The sequence below is a fragment of the Microbispora sp. NPDC088329 genome, assembly GCF_040685655.1.
GTDB lineage: Bacteria > Actinomycetota > Actinomycetes > Streptosporangiales > Streptosporangiaceae > Microbispora.
On sequence record NZ_JBFBIP010000030.1, the window covers coordinates 55,601 to 72,419 of the forward strand.

The window sequence follows — 16,819 nt, forward strand, 5'->3', positions numbered from 1 at the left end:
AGGTCCGATCGCCGCCGGACCCGCCGGTGCCGTTCTTGCCATGCTCGGCCCCATGAACGAGACCAACGACATGAACGGCAAGGCGGCCCTGGTCACCGGGGGTGGCAGGGGCATCGGCGCGGCCGTCGTCCTGAAGCTGGCCGAGCGCGGCGCGGACGTGGCGCTGACCTACGAGCGCGACGAGGACAGTGCGGCCGCCGTGGCGGAGAAGGTGAAGGGGATGGGCCGGCGGGCGCTGGTCATCCGGGCCGACAACGGCGACGCGGCGGCGGTCACCGGAGCCGTGGACCAGGCCGCCGCCGAGTTCGGCCGCCTCGACGTGCTGGTGAACAACGCGGCCGTCTTCCACGTGGCGCCGATCGAGGACCTGCGGCCTGAGGACGTCGACCGTACGCTCGCGGCCAACGTGCGCGGGCCGTTCCTCGCCGCGCGGGCGGCGGCGGCGCACATGACCGAAGGCGGCCGGATCATCACCATCGGGAGCAACATGGCCGAACGGGCCGTCTTCCCGGGCTTCGCCCTGTATGCCATGAGCAAGACGGCCATGACCGGGATGACCAAGGGGCTCGCCCGCGACCTCGGGTCGCGCGGCATCACGGTCAACCTCGTCAACCCCGGTCCGACCGACACCGCCTCGAACCCGGCGGACAGCCCCATGGCGGACGCGATCCGGGGGCTCACGGTCCTCGGCCGCTACGCCGAGCCGGACGACATCGCCGAGACCATCGCCCACCTGGCGGGCCACGGCGGGCGCTACGTCACCGGCGCGACGATCAACGTCGACGGCGGCTGGGCCGTCTGATGTCCGCCCGGGCGCATCGCTCGGGCCGAGCACGGACACCTCGCGGCCTTTCCACCCGCAGAAAATGGCCGCGAGATCTCACGCACGACTCCGGCCACCGGGAGAGGACGGGAGCCGGGTGATCGGTGTGAGACACCCAGGTGTGCATGACGGCAGAATCTCCGCACGCACCCCCTTGCCCCGCAACTGGATCAGACGCCAGTGCCGGCTCTTCCCAATGCACAGTGTCTTCGGTGACGCTGGTGCGCCGACACGTTTTCGACCTGACGGACGGCTGGGACCCCGAGGCGCCGTTTCACTTCGTCGACGGCGTCGAGGCAGCCGTGGCCAAGGCACAGGAGCTCGCGGGTGACCGCATGGTCGAGGTCGCCGCCGGCGACGTCGGTGGCCAGGTGCTTGCCGCGGGCCTGATCGACGAGGTGCGCATGGACGTCGTACCCGTCGTGTTCGGGTCCGGCAAGCGTTACTTCGGGTCGGTCCACGCGCAGTACATGTTGGAGGATCCTGAGGTGGTGATGCAGGGCAACCGGGTGCTTCACCTGCGCTATCGGGTGCGCCGTTGACCGGTCTGAGCGGGTACCCGAAGAAGCCCACCGCGAACGGTGACGCGAGATCGGGCCTCCGGCTGCCTTCGCGCATCGCTGTCCCTGGCCGGGCAGCCGACGACCGATCCGCCCCGGCACCTCACCTGCGGCAAGTTCACCTCAAGATCACTGGTTGCCGGTTTCCGTCGTCTCTCGCGGCTGGGGCGGGGTCCCGGTAGGCGGCGATCATCAGTCGGCGGGCTCGACGTCGGCGACCACACAGGAGATGTTGTCGGGGCCGCCGCCCTCGTTGGCCAGCTCGATGAGCCGCAGGACCGCCTCCTGCGGATCGGTCACGGTGGTGAGCACGTGGTGCAGCGCCTCGGGTTCGAGCACGGAGGTCAGCCCGTCGGAGCACAGCAGGTAGCGGTCGCCCGGGTAGGCCTCGCGCAGGGACAGATCGGGCTCGGCCAGGCCGCTCGTCTCCAGCGCCCGCAGCAGCAGGGAGCGGCGGGGGTGGCGGGCGGCCTGGTCGGGGCTCATGCGCCCGTCGTCCACCAGTGACTGCACCAGCGTGTGGTCGCGCGTTATCTGGTACAGCGCGCCGTCACGCAGCATGTACGCCCGCGAGTCGCCCACGTGGGCCAGTGCGAACTGCCCGTGCCCGTCCCACAGCATGGCGGTGACCGTGGTGCCCATCCGTTCGAGCGCCGGGTCCTGCGCGGCGAGGTCGCCCAGGCGCTGCCCCGCCTCCCGTACGGCGTCCGCGAGGGCCGCGACGGGATCGGCGGGGGCCGGGCCGTCCTCCAGTTTGGCCATGGTGGAGATGACGGCCGCGCTGGCGACCTCGCCGTGTCCGTGCCCGCCCATTCCGTCGGCGATGGCGAGCAGGCGCTCGCCGGCGTGCACCGAATCCTCGTTGTTGGCACGCGAACGCCCGACGTCCGACCCGGCGGCGTATCGAATACGGTTGTGCGTCATGGTTTTGAGTAAACCATTGGTTGAGTCACTTCACAAGCATAGTGCTAGGCTCGTGTTCATGAGCCACGACGCCCAGGCGGACAGCACAGCGGACACGACGGCGCGTCCAGCCGCCGCGAGCCCGCTCGAGGCCGCCGTCGAAGCGGCGGTCGAAGCGACCGTGAACGCGGGCGACATCGCCCGGCTCGCCGACGTCGGCAGGGCCGCGGTCAGCAACTGGCGCCGCCGGTACGAGGACTTCCCCCAACCGGTCGGTGGTACCGCATCCAGCCCGCTTTTCTCGCTCCCGGAAGTAGAGGCGTGGCTGCGCAGGAACGGCAAGTCGTTCGAGGTGTCCCAGGGGGACCGCGTCTGGCAGCGGCTGCGCGCGTCGGCCGACGATCTGCGCCTGGGCGAGGTGCTGGGGGAGGTCGGCGCGTTCCTGCTCTACACACTCCGCGACCCCGATGGCTGGAAGCGCCTGTCCGCCGCTTCCGACCTCGCCGTACGGCTCCCGCGCGCGGTGGCCGAGGCGACCGCCGACCTGCCCCCGCGCGGCGGGGACGCGACGCCGCTGGAGCCCGGCCTGCTCCGGCTGGTCGCCGGGATGGCCGAGCGGCAGGGGGCGGCGGTCACGTTCGAGTTCCTCTGCGAGCGGTACGCGGAGGCGCACAGCCGCAGGCTGGCGCTGACCCGGCCCGACGTGGCCGCCCTGATGACCCGGCTGGCCTGTCCGGGGGCGCGTACGGTGCTCGACCCGGCGTGCGGCATGGGGACGCTCCTGCTGGACGCCGCGGCCGGGGCGGGGAACGAGGTGCGGCTGCTCGGCCAGGACGCCAACGAGACGGTCGCACTGCTCGCCGCGTTGCGGCTGCTGTTGCGCGGACGGGACGCCCGCGTCGTGCCCGGCGACGCGCTGCGGCACGACGCGTTCCCGCCGGACCGGCCGACGGACGCGCTCGGGGACCCGACCGGGGACGCGCTCGTGGACGCCGTCGTGTGCGACCCGCCGTTCAACGAACGGGCCTGGGGCCACGAGGACCTCATCGGCGACTCCCGCTGGCAGTACGGCATGCCCCCGAGGGGCGAGTCGGAGCTGGCCTGGGTGCAGCACTGTCTCGCCCACGTGCGGCCCGGCGGGCTGGTGGCCATCCTGATGCCGGGCGCCGCCGCGAGCCGTCGCCCGGGACGCCGCATCCGGGCGAACCTGCTGCGCGCGGGCGCGCTGCGCGCGGTCTTCACGCTGGCGCCCGGCGGGCCCGACCTGTGGCTGCTGCGCCGCCCGGAGCCGGGGGAGCGGCAGCCGGTCGCCCTCCTCGTGGGCGACGCGGGCGACGACCCCGCCTCCGTCGAGCCGGCCTGGCGGGCTCACCTCGCCGAGACCGAACCGCCGTCCGGCGGCCGTACGGTCCGGATCATCGACGTCCTCGACGACGAGGTGGACGTGAGCCCGGCGCGGCACCTGTCGCCCCGGGTCGACACGCGGGGCTTTCCGGCGGCAGAGGATCGCTTCCGGGAGGCGCTCGCGGCGCTGGCCGGCGGCGTGCCCGACCTGGAGGTGCTCACCGGCGGAGCGGCGGGCTGGGACGCGTCGTGGGCGACCGTGGCCGAAATGGCCAGGTCGGGGCTGCTGACCATCCGGCACTCGACGCTGCGGGCGCTACCGGACGGCGACGTCCCCGGTGACATCGCCGGCGAGGTCTCCGGTGGCGGCGTTTTCGCGGGCGCGGTCTCCGACGGACAGGCGATCGGCGGGGCGGCCGGCGACGCGTCCGGGGACGGCGTCCGGGTGCTGACGGCCGACGACGTCGCGGCCGGTACGGCGCCGTCGCGGCGGATCCCGTCGGCCCCCGGTCTGGTCGTCGCGCGCCCGGGTGACGTGGTGGCCTCGGCCGTCACCGCCCGGGTGGTCACGGTGGAGGGGGCGGTCCTCGGCCCCCATCTGAGCCTCTTCCGCGTCGACCCGGGGAAGGTGGATCCCGAGTTCCTGGCGGGATTCCTGCGGTACGCGGCAGGCGGCGGCCGGCCGCATCTCGGCAGCAGCCGGGTGGAGGCCCGCCGGGCCCGCGTCCCCCAGCTTCCGCTGGCCGTCCAGCGGACGTACGGCTCGGCCTTCAGGCGGCTGCTCGCGATCGAGGACGGCCTGCGCGAGGCGGCCGCCGCGGGGGAGGCGCTGGCCCGTCTCGGCGTCGAGGGGCTGATCGACGGACGCCTCCGCCCCCGTGGGTGACGCGAACGGGAGCTTCCAAGCTGAAGATGTCCTGTTCACCCGGCCGCCGAGCCCGAGCATGCCGGACGGATCCGGTAGCTTTTTCCCCGATAGGCCGACGGGAGGGGCGCATGGTCATCGGCGACCGGTATGAGCTGGACGACCTTCCCCTCGGTCAGGGCGGCATGGGCGCCGTGTACGGCGGGCACGACCGGCGGCTCGACCGCAAGGTGGCGGTGAAGTTCCTGCGGCTGCCCGACGGCCCGGACGAGGAGCTGCAACGCCGGTTCATCCGGGAGGCGCGGATCCTCGCCAAGCTCGACCATCCCGGCGCGCCCGTGCTCTACGACTTCGGCACCTACGAGCAGCGGCTCTTCCAGGTCATGCAGTTCATCGAGGGCGTGACCGTCGCCGACCTGCTCAGCGAGCACGGCCCGTTGCCGGTGCCCTGGGCCGCGGCCGTCGCCGCCCAGGCGTGCGCCGTGCTGACCGCCGCGCACGAGCTGTCGATCTGCCACCGGGACCTCAAACCGACCAACCTCATGCTCTGCCCGGACGGCAGCGTGAAGCTGCTGGACTTCGGGCTCGCCATGCTGCGCGAGGCGGATCGCGCGGGGGTGACGGCGCAGTTCACCCGGATCGGGCAGATCCTCGGGACCCCGGCGTACATGTCGCCCGAGCAGATCCAGCGTGGCGTCGCCGGGCCGAAGAGCGACCTGTACTCCCTCGGCTGCGTGCTGCACGAGATGCTGACCGGCAACCAGCTGTTCACCGGGCCCACCGAGTACGCCGTGTTCGACAAGCAGGTGAAGGAACGGCCACCCCGGGTGCCGGGGGTCCCGGCCGAGCTGGACCGCCTGATCGCCGAACTGCTGGAGAAAGAGCCGGACAACCGGCCGCCCGACGCGCACACGCTGTTCGAGCGGTTGCAGCCGTTCGCGGTCGACCTGCCTCCGCTGCCCGGCTTCCTCAACCCGTCGTCGGTCCCCAGCCCCGGCCGCATGTACGCCCAGATGGTCGGCCGCGTCCGCTGAGAGCCGCTCATGCGCGCCAGGCCGTCAGGACCTCCTCGACCCGGGGACGGATCCGCTCGCGGGCCGTCATCCGCGGCACCCCGGACATCAGCAGTTCGTCGTAGTCGGTGTCCAGGTGGCGCACGCTCGCGATCACGGCGAGCGTGATGGCGTTCTCGTCCAGCACGCGGGCTGCGGCGGTGCGGCCCACCCGTCCGCTGCCGCGTACGGCGGCGTGCGCGGCGATGGCCTCGGCCCGCTCGGCCGGGCAGCGGGGGAACAGGCGCCGGATCTCCGCCGCCATCCTCGTCCGGAACTCGGCATCCTCGCCGGCGCGGCGCTCGCGGTCGCGTTCGCGGCGGCGCAGCCGCACCTCCTCGTCGGCCAGGCACTGCTCCTCGGCCCGCGCCAGCGCCTCCTCCTCGACCAGGACGCCGAGACGCTCGTATCTCTTGCGCCGCCGGTTGAAGCGGACCACGACGGCCGACAGTCCGCTCTCCTTCTTGGCGCGGCGGCTCAGCGCCGCGTTCCCGGCGGGCAGCAAGCACAGGTGGTCCATGTCGGCGCAGCTGAGACAGTGCGGCCGGTCGTCCTCCATGACCAGGTAAGGTCCGGTGTCCCCACAGTCGGCGCAGGTCCACGCGTCCAGCGGGGCGACGACCACGAGGTCGGGGGCCTTGTTGTGCCGTTCGGTGATCTGCCGCCGCCGCGCCTCGCTCAGCTCCGGCGACAGCCAGTGAACGCGGAAGGCGCGCTCCAGCTCCTCGTCGCCCGCCGCGGTGAAACGCAGCTGCCGCCGGTCGCGGGTGCCCGCGGTGTACGCCGCCTCGCTCTCCACGAGGTCGCGGGACACGGCCCAGGCGCGCAGATGCGACACGGCCTCGGCCATCCGGCCGGCGTCCACGGCGGCCAGCCGTTCCAGGCTGTCGGCGCGGCCCTGCCGCCAGGTCTCCACGTGGCGGTCGTGCAGCCACCGCAGACCGGTGAGGACGTCGATCGGGGTCACGTGCTTGCGGGTGGCCAGGGCGATCTCCGCCGCCTGGGCCACCCGTCCGCCGAGCTTGCTGCGCATTCCTCCAAGCCTGCCCTATCCCGGTGTGCGCGTACGCCGGTTCACGGCGGCCAGCAGCCCCACGGCCGCCAGGCTGGAGATCGTGGCCGACCCGCCGTACGACACGAACGGCAGCGGCAGCCCCGCGACCGGCAGCAGGCCCATGGTCATCCCCACGTTGACGAACGTCTGGAACGCCAGCCAGCACACGACCCCGCCGGCCACGACCGTGCCGAACGGCGACGGGCTCTTGGCCGCGATCCACAGGCCACGCCACAGCAGGACGAGCATGAGCAGGATCACGCAGGCGGCGCCGGCGAAGCCGAGCTCCTCGCCCGCGACGGTGAAGATGAAATCGGTGTGCTGCTCGGGCACGAAATGGCCCGCCGTCTGCTCGCCGTGGAACAGGCCCTTGCCCAGCAGGCCCCCGGAGCCGATCGCGATCCTGGCCTGGGTGGCGTTGTAGCCCACGCCCATCGGGTCGGCGTCCGGGTCGGCCAGCACCATCAGACGCTGAAGCTGGTAGGGCCGGACGAGGTCGAGCCGCCACACCAGGAACAGCCCGGCGGCCCCGGCCGCGGCGAACGCCGCGAACCATCTCTTGGGCGCGCCCGACACCGCGATCATCCCGGTGGTCAGCACCAGGAAGACGAGCGCGGTGCCATAGTCGGGCTGCAGCGCGATCAGCCCGACCGGCAGCGCGGCGAGCCCGAGGGCGAGCAGCACGGCCCCGGCGCCCGGCCTGCGCTCGCCGTCGCGCGGCTCGCCGAGCGCGGTCGCCAGCGCGAGCAGCGTGGCCGCCTTCGCGAACTCCGACGGCTGGAACTGCAGCCCGTCGCCGAGCACGATCCACGCGTGCGAGCCGTTGATCGTGCGGCCCAGCGGGGTCAGCACGGCGATCAGCCCGGCCAGCCCGAGCAGGTACAGCACCGGGACGTACGCCCGCAGCATCCGCAGGTCGATCCGCGAGACGGCCCACATGAGCACGAAGCCGATGCCCACGCTGAGCGCCTGCCGCTGCGGCAGCGTCGAGCCCGGCTCGTTGCGGGTGGCCGACCACACGAGCAGCAGCCCGATCGCGGACAACGCGGCTGCGGGCAGCAGCAGCCCCCAGGCGGGGAGGAAGGCGAGGCGCGCCCTCGTCCTGCGCCTGGTCGCACGGCCCGGGGGCAGCCGTACGGACAGGGGACCGAGCGTCGTCATCGTGCGCCTCCAGCTGGACGAGCCCGGACCGTCACCGCCGGCGGGCGGGCGGTCATCGCGCACCACCCGCTCCGGCGAGCGCGGCCGGAGGCAGGGAGGCGGACCGCGTCCCGCTGCCGTGCTTCTTGTGTTTCCCGGCCTTCTTGCCGTGCTTCTTCTTGTCGTGCTTTTTCGCGTCATGGGTGAGGGCGGCGATGCCCTCCCAGATCTCCCGGGCGGCGGGGGCCGCCGTGGTCCCGCCCGTGCCGCCCTGGGAGACGACGACCACCACGACATACTTGGGCTTCTTCACCGGGCCGAAAGAGGCGAACCACGAGGTGTCCTGCCTGCCGTACGCCTCGGCGGTGCCGGTCTTCCCGGCGACGGGCAGGCGCTTGAACGGGTACCCCTCGAACGCGCCCGCGGCCGTGCCCGTGCGCGGCACGCCGGCCAGCGCGTCGCGGATGAACCGGAGCGTCGTGCGGGAGGCGCCGATCTTCCCCACGACGGGAGGGGTGATCGTGCGGCTCACGGTGCCGTCGGCACGCACGACCTGCTTGCCGATCCTGGGGCTGAAGACCGTGCCGCCGTTGGCGAGCGCGGCGTACCCGCGGGCGAGTTGGAGCGGCGTCACCAGCACGTCGCCCTGGCCGATGGAGAAGTTGGCCGCGTCACCGGCCCACCAGACCCCGCCGGAGCGGCAGTTGCCGGCGGCGAGCGCCTTGAGGTAGGCCGCCCGCTTGCGGTCGGACATCTCCGGATAGCCGGTCTTGGCGCGGCGGCAGGAGTCGGCCCTGGTCCGCTCCCAGGTGGACTTCTTCCAGGCGCGGTCGGGCACCCGTCCCGACGCCTCGTGCGGCAGGTCGACACCTGTGGGCGTGCCGAACCCGAACTCCCTGGCCATCGCCTGCATCGGGTCCTTGGGGCGTTTGACCGGCGTGAGCCCGCCGTCGCGCTGCCACAACTTCTCCGCGAACCGGTAGAAGATCGTGTCGCAGGACACGACCAGGGCCCGGCGCATGTCCATCCGGCCCAGTTCGGCGCTCTCGAAGTTGTGGAACACCCGGCCGCCGATCGTGTAGCCGCCGGGGCAGTCGTAGGAGGCCCGCAGCGAGTAGCCCGCCTTCGCCGCCGCGGCGGTCGAGGTCACCTTCCACGTCGAGCCCGGCGGCCACTGCCCCTGCACGGCGGCGCTGACCAGCGGCAGGTCCTCGTAGTCGCGCTGGGAGATGCCCCCGGTCCACACGCCCGGGTGGTAGGTGGGGTAGTCGGCGATCGCCGTCACCCGCCCGGTCGCCGCCTCCAGCACCACCGCCGCGCCGCTGTCGGCGGGCTCGCCCCGCTTGCGCGCGGCGGTCACCGCCCGGGCCAGCGCCCGCTCGGCCAGCTCCTGGACGCGTGCGTCGATGCTGGTCACGAGCGTGTCCCCGGCCACGGCCGCCTCCTCGCGGATCAGGCCGGTGACCTTGCCCGTGCTGTCCACCGCCACCTGCCTGATTCCGGTCCGCCCGGCCAGCTCGCGGTCGTACTCCGCTTCCAGGCCGTCGCGGCCGATCAGCTCCGGGCCGCCCTCGGGGTCGTCGGGAGAGGGCGGCTGCAGATAGCCGAGCACGTGTGCCGCCGCCGAGCCGAGCGGGTAGGTCCTGACCGGCCGCAACGCCGTGCTGACGCCGGGGAACTCGTCCTGCCGCTCCGCGATCCACAGCGCCGTGCGCACGCTCACGTCGTCCGCGACGACGATCGGCTGGTACGGCGAGCCGGGCCAGCACGGCCGGGGCACGCCCCCGGTGCACAGCCGCGCCCGGTCGGCGATCTCCTGGTAGGGCCGGCCGAGGGCCCGGGCGAGCCGGGTCAGCACGTCCTTCCCGCCGTCGGGCTGGTGGATGAGGGCCATGTAGTCCACCGACACCTGCGGCTTGGTCTCGTTGGCCACCAGCGGCCGGCCGCGTACGTCGAGGATCTGCCCCCGCACCGGCGGCAGGACGACCGAGCGCACCCGCGACTCCGTGGCCGCCCTGACGTACGACGGACCGGTGACGACCTGCAGATACCACAGGCGGCCGAGCAGGGTCAGCATGAGCGCGGTCACCACGACGAACACGACCGTGAGACGGCCCCGGTTGGAAAAGGGGCGGTGGGCGCTCCTACGCAAGCCGCCTCCCCCGGGCGTACGGATCGCGTGAACCGTCCCGTGATCTGGGCACCCGCCCGAAGGACCGGCGGCGGGGGAGCGCGGCGAGCGCCGCCGACACGAGCGCGGCCAGGCCGGCGTTCCAGGCGAAGGCGCCGGGCGCGAGGGCGGTGCCCCACGGCGTCCCGTCGAGCAGGGCCGCGAGCAGGCCCCCGGCGAGCGTCGCGCCCAGGGCCACGGCGGCGGCGACCGCGGCGCGCCGCCCGGCCGTGCCGTCGGCCGCCACCCGCGCGCACACCCATCCGGCCAGGCACAGGACCAGGGCGAGCCGCCCGATCACGTGATCGGCGGGCGGTGCGATGTCGGCGGCCAGGCCCGCGGCGAATCCCAGGAACGCGCCCGCTCCTCCTCCCGCGGCGCCCCGCTCCGGCAGACCCCTGGCCTCCGGTCTCGGCCGCAGATGCGGCGCGAGCGCGATGACGGCGACCAGCACGACGTCGGGCCCGCCGCCGGGCAGCGACAGCCCGTTCACCACGGTGACCTGGAGCACCGGGGCGAGGAGGACGACGAGCACGGACAGGACGACCGCCCTCATCACGCCTCCTTCGCCTTCTTCGAACCGCTCTTCGGGGTGTCCCCGGCCGCGCCCTCGCCCCGGTCTCCGCCCTTGCTCTCGGCCCCGCCTTCGCTCTCGGCCTTCGCCGCGTCCTTGCCGCCGCCCTTGTCGCCGTCCTCGCCGCCGTCTGTCTCGTCGGACGGGTCCACCGCCGGGTCCGCGGCGTCCGGCAGTGGCCCGAGGACCACGGTGACGAGGTCGAGCGCGGTGAACCGCGCGAAGGGACGCACGAGCGCCGTCCTGGTCAGCGCGTCCGGCGCCGGCTCGACCGTGGCCACCGTGCCGATCGGCACGTCCGGCACGTACGGCCGCATGTCGCGCGAGCCCAGCGTCACCACCCGATCGCCGGGCTTCACCTCGGCGGCGGGATTGAGCAGGCTCAGCCGCAGCAGCCCGCGCTCGGGGACGCCGGTCACCAGGCCGACCTCCCGCGAGCCCTCGAGCCGCGCGCCGATCGAGGCTCCCGAGGCCGTGGCGAGCTGGACCGTCGCCGTGCCCGGGCCGGCCCGCAGGATCCGGCCGACCAGCCCGTCCGCGTCGAACACGGTCATGTCGCGGGTCACGCCGCCCTGCGTGCCGGTGTCGACGGTGACCGTGCCGTCCCGGCCGAAGCCGATGACGTGGGCGGACACGACCTGATAGCCGTCCGCCCGAGCGGGGGGCGGGGTGGCGCGGCGGGCGGCGAGCACCTCGGCGCGCAGCCGCGCGTTCTCGCGTTCGAGTTCCTCCACGCGGGGTCCGTCCGACGCCCACCGGGCGCCGGAGGACGCGGCGTGCTCCAGTCCGCCGTACACGGCCGACCCGAACGCCCGCAGCGGTTCGAGCGGGGTGACGGCGTCGGTCACGATCAGTGCGACGGAGACGAGCGCCAGCAGCGCGGGCGCCCGGCGACCGGCCGCCCTCATCGACGTGTTTCGGGAAGGAACACGTCCTGCATGTCGTCGAAACGCTCGACGCACCGGCCGGCGCCCAGCACCACCGACTGGAGCGGCTGGTCGACGAGGTGGATCGGCATGCCGACGGCCTCTTCGAGCCGTTCGGCCAGCCCGTCGAGCAGCGCGCCGCCGCCGGTCAGCACGATGCCGTTGTCGATCAGGTCGCCCGCCAGCTCGGCCGGGCACTGGTCGAGCGTGCTCTGCACGGCGTCGACGATCGTCTGGACCTGGTCCTCGATCGCCTCCCTCACCTGCGCCCGGGTGATCGTCGCGGTCTTCGGCAGACCGGTCACCAGGTCGCGTCCCCGGATCGGCAGCGGCGTGGTCTCGTCGCCGCCCGGCCGCGCGCCACCCATCTTGATCTTGATGTGCTCGGCCGTGCGCTCGCCGAGCATCAGGGAGTGCTCCTTCTTGACGTAGTTGACGATCGCCTCGTCCAGTTCGTCGCCGCCGACCCGCACGGACTTCGACACGACCACGCCGCCGAGCGAGACGATGGCGACCTCCGTCGTGCCGCCGCCGATGTCCACGACCATGTTGCCGGTCGTGTCGCCCACGTTCAGCCCCGCGCCGATCGCCGCCGCCATCGGCTCCTCGATGATGTGGACGCGGCGGGCGCCCGCCTCGTACGCCGCCTCCCTGACCGCGCGCTGCTCGACGCTCGTGGTGCCGCTCGGCACGGCGACGACGACCCGGGGCTTGGCCAGGTAGCGGTTCTTGTGCGCCACCTGGATGAAGTGCCGCAGCATGCGCTCGGCCGCGTCGAGGTCGGCGATCACGCCGTCCTTGAGCGGGCGCAGCGTGGCGATGTGGGGCGGGGTGCGCCCGATCATCTCCTTCGCCGCGGTGCCGACCGCCACGATCCTGTCCGTGTGCAGGTTGATCGCCACCACCGAGGGCTCGTCGAGGACGACGCCCTTCTTGCGCACGTACACGAGCGTGTTGGCCGTACCCAGATCGACCGCCATGTCCCGGCCGAGCAATCCCCACGGGAAACCCATCGCCGACCAGCTTTCAGAGAGGAGGGAGAGCACGCGTGATCGCTGCCCGGCGGCCCCGCCTCTAAACGGAACGGTCCCTTCCATACGAACCGGACCGTCAGGCGACGCTGAGATAGAGGTCTCTCGCCAGCTTCGTCACCCGCTCGGCCGACCGCGTGAAGGACGCCCCCGAGGGCTGCAGGGTGAGCACCACCATGATCAGCCGGTCGCCGATCACGCCGGTAGTGTGAAGCACCGGACGGCCGAAATCAACCGGGTTGCCGCCCATTGTGACCGACCCGATACGGTACGACGCCGCCTTCGCCCGGGTGCATTTGACGGGAGGAACGGCGCCGTATCCGGACCACCCCTGCTTGATCGCCCAGGGGCGCGGAACGGCACGGGGGATGCCGAAGAACTGGTCGAAACCGTCGCGGGCACACTGGGACGCCTTGCGTAGATGGCCGAGGACGAAGTCGCGGACGCGGGGCTCGGCCCGCCGCAGCAGATACCGGTAGACGAGCGCGATGTCGGCCGCGCTGATGGCCGTGTAGCCCCAGAAGCCGGGTTTGGCGGCCGGTGGCGGGGAGGTTTCGGTCAGGCCGATCCGGCGTGCCATGCGCCTGACGATCTCGCCCTGGCCGCCGCGCCGCCACAGGGCCGTCGCCGCGTCGTCGTCGCTGCCGCGGAGCATGGGCGTCAGCAGCGCCATGTCCCTGGCCGGAATCGTCCCCCTGTGCCGCTCCAGGTAGTCCGTGGCGATGAGGATCTTCACCACCGACGCCGACCGGAACCGGTGGTGCGCCAGGTGCTGGGCGACCGTCTTGCCCGTGGTCGCGTCGACCACGGCGTACCCGGCGGTGACGCCGGCCGGCACCCGCACCGGCGTGGCGGGGGACCGGACCGGGCGGGCGGCCCCGTCGGACGCGTCCCTGGCCGCCGGCCCGCTCGCCCGCGCCGCCGCCCTTGAAGATCCGGCGCCCGGAGACCCGGTGCCTGAAGATCCGGTGCCCGGAGACCCGGTGCCTGAAGATCCGGTGCCCGGCGTCGCCTGCGCCGCCGCCGTCGTCGTCCGGTCCGCGCCCGTGACGCGGCCGTCCGCCGCGCAGCCGGTCAGGAGCGCCGGGAGCACGGCGGCGACGGCCAGGACGGCGGCGGTTCTCGATCGCGTCATCCGACCATGCCTACCAGATCGGAACCAGCCCGCGTACTGACAAGTCCGGATTCAGCGGCCGTCGAGGAGGGGCTGCTCCGGGTCCCAGCGGGTGCCGTCGGCGGCGTCCCTGCGGCGGCGGGCGATCGCCGACAGCGCCTCCAGGACGACCCGGTTGCCGAGATAGGCGGTGATGTCCGCGTGGTCGTACGGCGGGGCCACCTCGACGATCTCCAGGCCGACGACGGGCAGCTCGTAACAGGTCCTGCGTACGGCGTCGAGGAGCTGGCGGGCCGACAGGCCGCCCGGCTCGGGCGTGCCGGTGCCCGGCGCGTGGCCCGGGTCGCAGACGTCCACGTCGACCGACAGGTAGACCCCGTCGCAGTCGTCGAGCGCGATCGCGTACGCCTCGGTGAGGCACTCGTCGAGGCCCCTGGCCACGATCTCGGTCATCTCGTACGACCGCATGCGCTGCCCGGCCATCCAGTCGAGGATCTCGGGCCCGGGCCAGTAGCCGCGCAGGCCCACCTGCAAAAAGCGGTCGCCCCGGATCGCGCCCGACTCGATGAGCCGCCGCATCGGCTGCCCGTGGCCGTGCAGGTGGCCGAACTCGATGTCGCCGGTGTCGGCGTGCGCGTCGAAGTGGAGCATCGAGATCCGGCCGAAGCCGTGATGGCGGGCCACGCCGGTCGCGTCGGGCAGGGCGATCGTGTGGTCGCCGCCGAGGACGACGGGGATCGCCCCGGAGGCCGCGATCCTGGCGACCGCGTCCTCGATGGCGCGCAGGCTGCCCTCGATGTCCCCGGCGTAGGTCTCCACGTCCCCGGCGTCCAGCACCCGCAGGTCCTTGAGCGCGTCCACGCGCAGCGCCAGGCTGGGGCGGGAGCCGTCGTGGGGGAGGTAGCAGGTCTGGCGGATGGCGTTCGGGCCGAAGCGCGCACCGGGGCGGTGGGAGGTGCCGCCGTCGAACGGGGCGCCCAGGATGACGACGTCGGCGTCCGCGTAGCCTGCCGGGTCGCCGAGGTCGCACCGCTCGACGCCGAGGAAGGTGATGTCGGGACCGAACATCTGGCCGTAGCGGGACAATCCAACTCCTTAGCTGCTGCCGGTCTTATCGGGCATCACATGCTATTAGGGGACGAAGGTGGACATGTCGGGTGTGCGGGCCTCGACGAGGAACGGGTCGAGCAGGCCGGGCGTGGCCGCGGCGGCCAGGCGCAGCGCCTCGCCGAGGTTCACGTCGCTCACCTCATAGCCCTGCTTGCCCGCCGCCGTGGTCGCGGTCAGCGTCGCCAGGCGGGCCCTGCGCTGGAAGAACGACCGCTCGATGTTCCAGCCGATGACGCCGTCGCACTCCAGCGCCACCCGGCGGCGTACGAACGAGCCCCAGCGGGTGACCAGATAGCCGGACGTGAGCGCGTGGCCGAGCGAGCGGTAGCGGTCGGCGGCGAGCAGGGCCGTCAGCGGAAGCAGGGCGGCGGTGGTGATCCACGTCCACGAGGGCAGCCCCGCCCACCTCCACAGCACGAGCAGCGCGGCGAGCGCGAGCGCGTGCACGCCGTACGCCCGGGTGAACCTGCGGCGCAGCGCGGCCGGGCCGTGCGCGGCCAGGCCCGCGGTGACCGGCGAGGCGTCCGAGGAGGCGCCGGGAACACGGGACAGCACGAGCCGGGCCACCGACACGGCCTGCGCGCGCGGTGCGGGCGGCAGCAGCATCGACCCGCCGCGCTGGGCGCCCTGCGCCGAGCGCAAACCGGTCGTCACCGCCGACAGCCGCGCCCCGCGTACGGCGCGCAGCAGCAGCGGCTCGCTGACCTCGACCCCGCGCAGCCGCCGTTCCTCGATCGAGGTGGCCCGGGCGGTCAGCAGTCCCCGGGCCACGTGGAGGGTGCCTTCGGCGTGCCGCGTCAGCCGGAAGTTGGCGAAGGCCAGGACGTACCCGAGCGTGGAGGCGACGCTCACGAACACGGCCAGCACGAGCACCACCGTCGCGATCTCCAGCGGGAGCGACATCGTGGTGAACCACCGCCAGGCATCCTGCACGGGCCCGACCCGGCCGAGGTCGACGTTGCCCTCCGAGACCAGGCGGGACACGAAGCCGGCGACGACGCCCACGGTGACGAGCCCGGACATCGTGAACGGCCCGAACCTCACCCACTCGGGACGCATCCGCGCGAGTTCGGTCTCCGCGGCCGGCGCGCTCCCTGCGGGGGGCGGCACGGGGGTCGTCGCGGAGGGCGCGGCGGGAGAGGAGGCGGAGGCGAGGGAGGAACGGTGCAGCAGTTCCACCCGCAGGCGGGCGGCCTCGGCGGCGGTCAGCGCGTCCAGCTTGAGCCGGCCCTCGTGCCTGCGCTCCGACGTGCCCGTCCCCACCTCCACCCGGGCCAGGCCGAGCACGCGGTGCAGCACGTGGGAGGTGACGTCGACCGTGCGGACCCGGTCGCGGGGCACGGTCACGACCTTCCGGGTCAGCAGGCCGCGGCGGACCTGCACGTGCTCGGGAGTGATGCGGTAGGTCGTGGTGAACCAGCGCAGCATGCCGAGCACGACCATGAGGCCGACGCCCGCGACGCTCCACAGGTGGCCCTTCCCGCCGCTGCTCGATCCCGCGACCAGCAGGCCGAGCAGCGCCGGGGCGGCTCGTACGACCTCCTGGAACGGGTGGATCACGAGCATGCGCGGGCTCAGCCGCCGCCAGGTCGCCTCGACGACGGGGTCGATCACGTCGCGTCACCCGCCGTCGCCTGCGCGGTGGCCGTGAGATCGGCGACCAGGCGCTGGGCCGTGTCCCGGTCGAGGCCGCTGACCTTGATCGGGCCGGCGGCGGAGGCGGTCGTGACGGTGACGTTGGCCAGGCGGAAGATCTGCTCCAGCGGACCGCGCTCGCTGTCCACGGTCTGGATGCGCGAGACGGGCGCGATGCGCCACTCCTGCTTGAACCAGCCCGACTGGGTGAAGACGGCCGCGGATGTGGCCTCCCAGCGGTGCACCCGGTAACGCCACTGCGGCATGACCGTGACGTGCGCCACCGCGACGACGGCGGTGACGACGAGACCGGTCACGTGAGCGGTGACGGACAGGGCGTTCTCGTCGCGGTCCATCACGAGCCAGAACACCTGGGCCGCGAGGATGACCAGCCAGCCGAGAGCGGCCCGCGCGGCCCAATACCAGATGGCGGTACGGCTCACGCGGTGCTGAGGGGATCGGAGGGTCGGGGTGTCCACGCCCCAACTCTGCCCCATCGTGCGCGTCCCGGCGTAGTG

The 16,819-nt window shown here is 73.4% G+C and carries 15 protein-coding genes; 4 read left to right on the plus strand and 11 right to left on the minus strand.

The window, feature by feature from the left end; translation table 11 throughout:
* The first annotated feature begins 52 nt into the window (after positions 1–52).
* Together AB0O28_RS36280 and AB0O28_RS36285 are read left to right on the plus strand one after the other, a co-directional pair.
* The gene (locus tag AB0O28_RS36280) at positions 53–802 is read left to right on the plus strand and encodes an SDR family oxidoreductase (protein WP_363647115.1); all 750 of its coding nucleotides are present in this window, start codon (positions 53–55) and stop codon (positions 800–802) included.
* Positions 803–1,035: 233 nt separating this feature from the next.
* The gene (locus AB0O28_RS36285; RefSeq protein ID WP_363647116.1) at positions 1,036–1,365 is read left to right on the plus strand and encodes a dihydrofolate reductase family protein; all 330 of its coding nucleotides are present in this window, start codon (positions 1,036–1,038) and stop codon (positions 1,363–1,365) included.
* Between the two features lie 210 nt (positions 1,366–1,575).
* On the opposite strand, the gene AB0O28_RS36290 is transcribed toward AB0O28_RS36285, so the two are convergent.
* On the minus strand, positions 1,576–2,307 hold the full coding sequence (locus tag AB0O28_RS36290) for a protein phosphatase 2C domain-containing protein (RefSeq protein WP_363647117.1): 732 nt from the start codon (positions 2,305–2,307) through the stop codon (positions 1,576–1,578).
* Positions 2,308–2,365: 58 nt separating this feature from the next.
* Between AB0O28_RS36290 and AB0O28_RS36295 the strand changes: the two genes are divergently transcribed.
* Positions 2,366–4,516, plus strand: coding sequence for an N-6 DNA methylase (locus AB0O28_RS36295; protein WP_363647118.1), 2,151 nt, complete (start codon positions 2,366–2,368; stop codon positions 4,514–4,516).
* Between the two features lie 110 nt (positions 4,517–4,626).
* Positions 4,627–5,529 carry a serine/threonine-protein kinase gene (locus AB0O28_RS36300; protein WP_363647119.1) on the plus strand — a complete coding sequence of 301 codons (903 nt, stop codon included), beginning with the start codon at positions 4,627–4,629 and terminating at the stop codon, positions 5,527–5,529.
* A gap of 7 nt (positions 5,530–5,536) precedes the next feature.
* On the opposite strand, the gene AB0O28_RS36305 is transcribed toward AB0O28_RS36300, so the two are convergent.
* The 10 genes from AB0O28_RS36305 to AB0O28_RS36350 all read right to left on the minus strand — a co-directional run bounded on the left by AB0O28_RS36305 (position 5,537) and on the right by AB0O28_RS36350 (position 16,780).
* Complete coding sequence (locus AB0O28_RS36305) at positions 5,537–6,580, minus strand: DUF2293 domain-containing protein (protein ID WP_363647120.1); 1,044 nt, start codon at positions 6,578–6,580, stop codon at positions 5,537–5,539.
* A 15-nt stretch (positions 6,581–6,595) separates the two neighbouring features.
* Positions 6,596–7,762, minus strand: a complete 1,167-nt coding sequence (gene rodA / locus AB0O28_RS36310) for a rod shape-determining protein RodA (protein WP_363647121.1) — start codon at positions 7,760–7,762, stop codon at positions 6,596–6,598.
* Between the two features lie 52 nt (positions 7,763–7,814).
* Positions 7,815–9,893 (minus strand): penicillin-binding protein 2, encoded by a 2,079-nt coding sequence (mrdA, locus tag AB0O28_RS36315; protein WP_363647122.1) that lies wholly within the window; start codon positions 9,891–9,893, stop codon positions 7,815–7,817.
* The gene (locus AB0O28_RS36320) at positions 9,886–10,467 is read right to left on the minus strand and encodes a rod shape-determining protein MreD (protein ID WP_363647123.1); all 582 of its coding nucleotides are present in this window, start codon (positions 10,465–10,467) and stop codon (positions 9,886–9,888) included. Before AB0O28_RS36320 ends, mrdA begins: the two co-directional genes overlap by 8 nt.
* Positions 10,467–11,393: a rod shape-determining protein MreC gene (mreC, locus tag AB0O28_RS36325; RefSeq protein ID WP_363647124.1), complete on the minus strand. Its 927-nt coding sequence runs from the start codon at positions 11,391–11,393 to the stop codon at positions 10,467–10,469. Before mreC ends, AB0O28_RS36320 begins: the two co-directional genes overlap by 1 nt.
* On the minus strand, positions 11,390–12,424 hold the full coding sequence (locus tag AB0O28_RS36330) for a rod shape-determining protein (RefSeq protein WP_363647125.1): 1,035 nt from the start codon (positions 12,422–12,424) through the stop codon (positions 11,390–11,392). Before AB0O28_RS36330 ends, mreC begins: the two co-directional genes overlap by 4 nt.
* A gap of 97 nt (positions 12,425–12,521) precedes the next feature.
* Positions 12,522–13,577 (minus strand): hypothetical protein, encoded by a 1,056-nt coding sequence (locus AB0O28_RS36335; protein WP_363647126.1) that lies wholly within the window; start codon positions 13,575–13,577, stop codon positions 12,522–12,524.
* 51 nt (positions 13,578–13,628) lie between these two features.
* Positions 13,629–14,642, minus strand: a complete 1,014-nt coding sequence (gene speB, locus AB0O28_RS36340) for an agmatinase (protein ID WP_363647127.1) — start codon at positions 14,640–14,642, stop codon at positions 13,629–13,631.
* Positions 14,643–14,687: 45 nt separating this feature from the next.
* Positions 14,688–16,280, minus strand: coding sequence for a PH domain-containing protein (locus AB0O28_RS36345; protein ID WP_363647128.1), 1,593 nt, complete (start codon positions 16,278–16,280; stop codon positions 14,688–14,690).
* Positions 16,277–16,780 carry a PH domain-containing protein gene (locus AB0O28_RS36350; RefSeq protein WP_363647129.1) on the minus strand — a complete coding sequence of 168 codons (504 nt, stop codon included), beginning with the start codon at positions 16,778–16,780 and terminating at the stop codon, positions 16,277–16,279. Before AB0O28_RS36350 ends, AB0O28_RS36345 begins: the two co-directional genes overlap by 4 nt.
* Between the last annotated feature and the right edge of the window lie 39 nt (positions 16,781–16,819).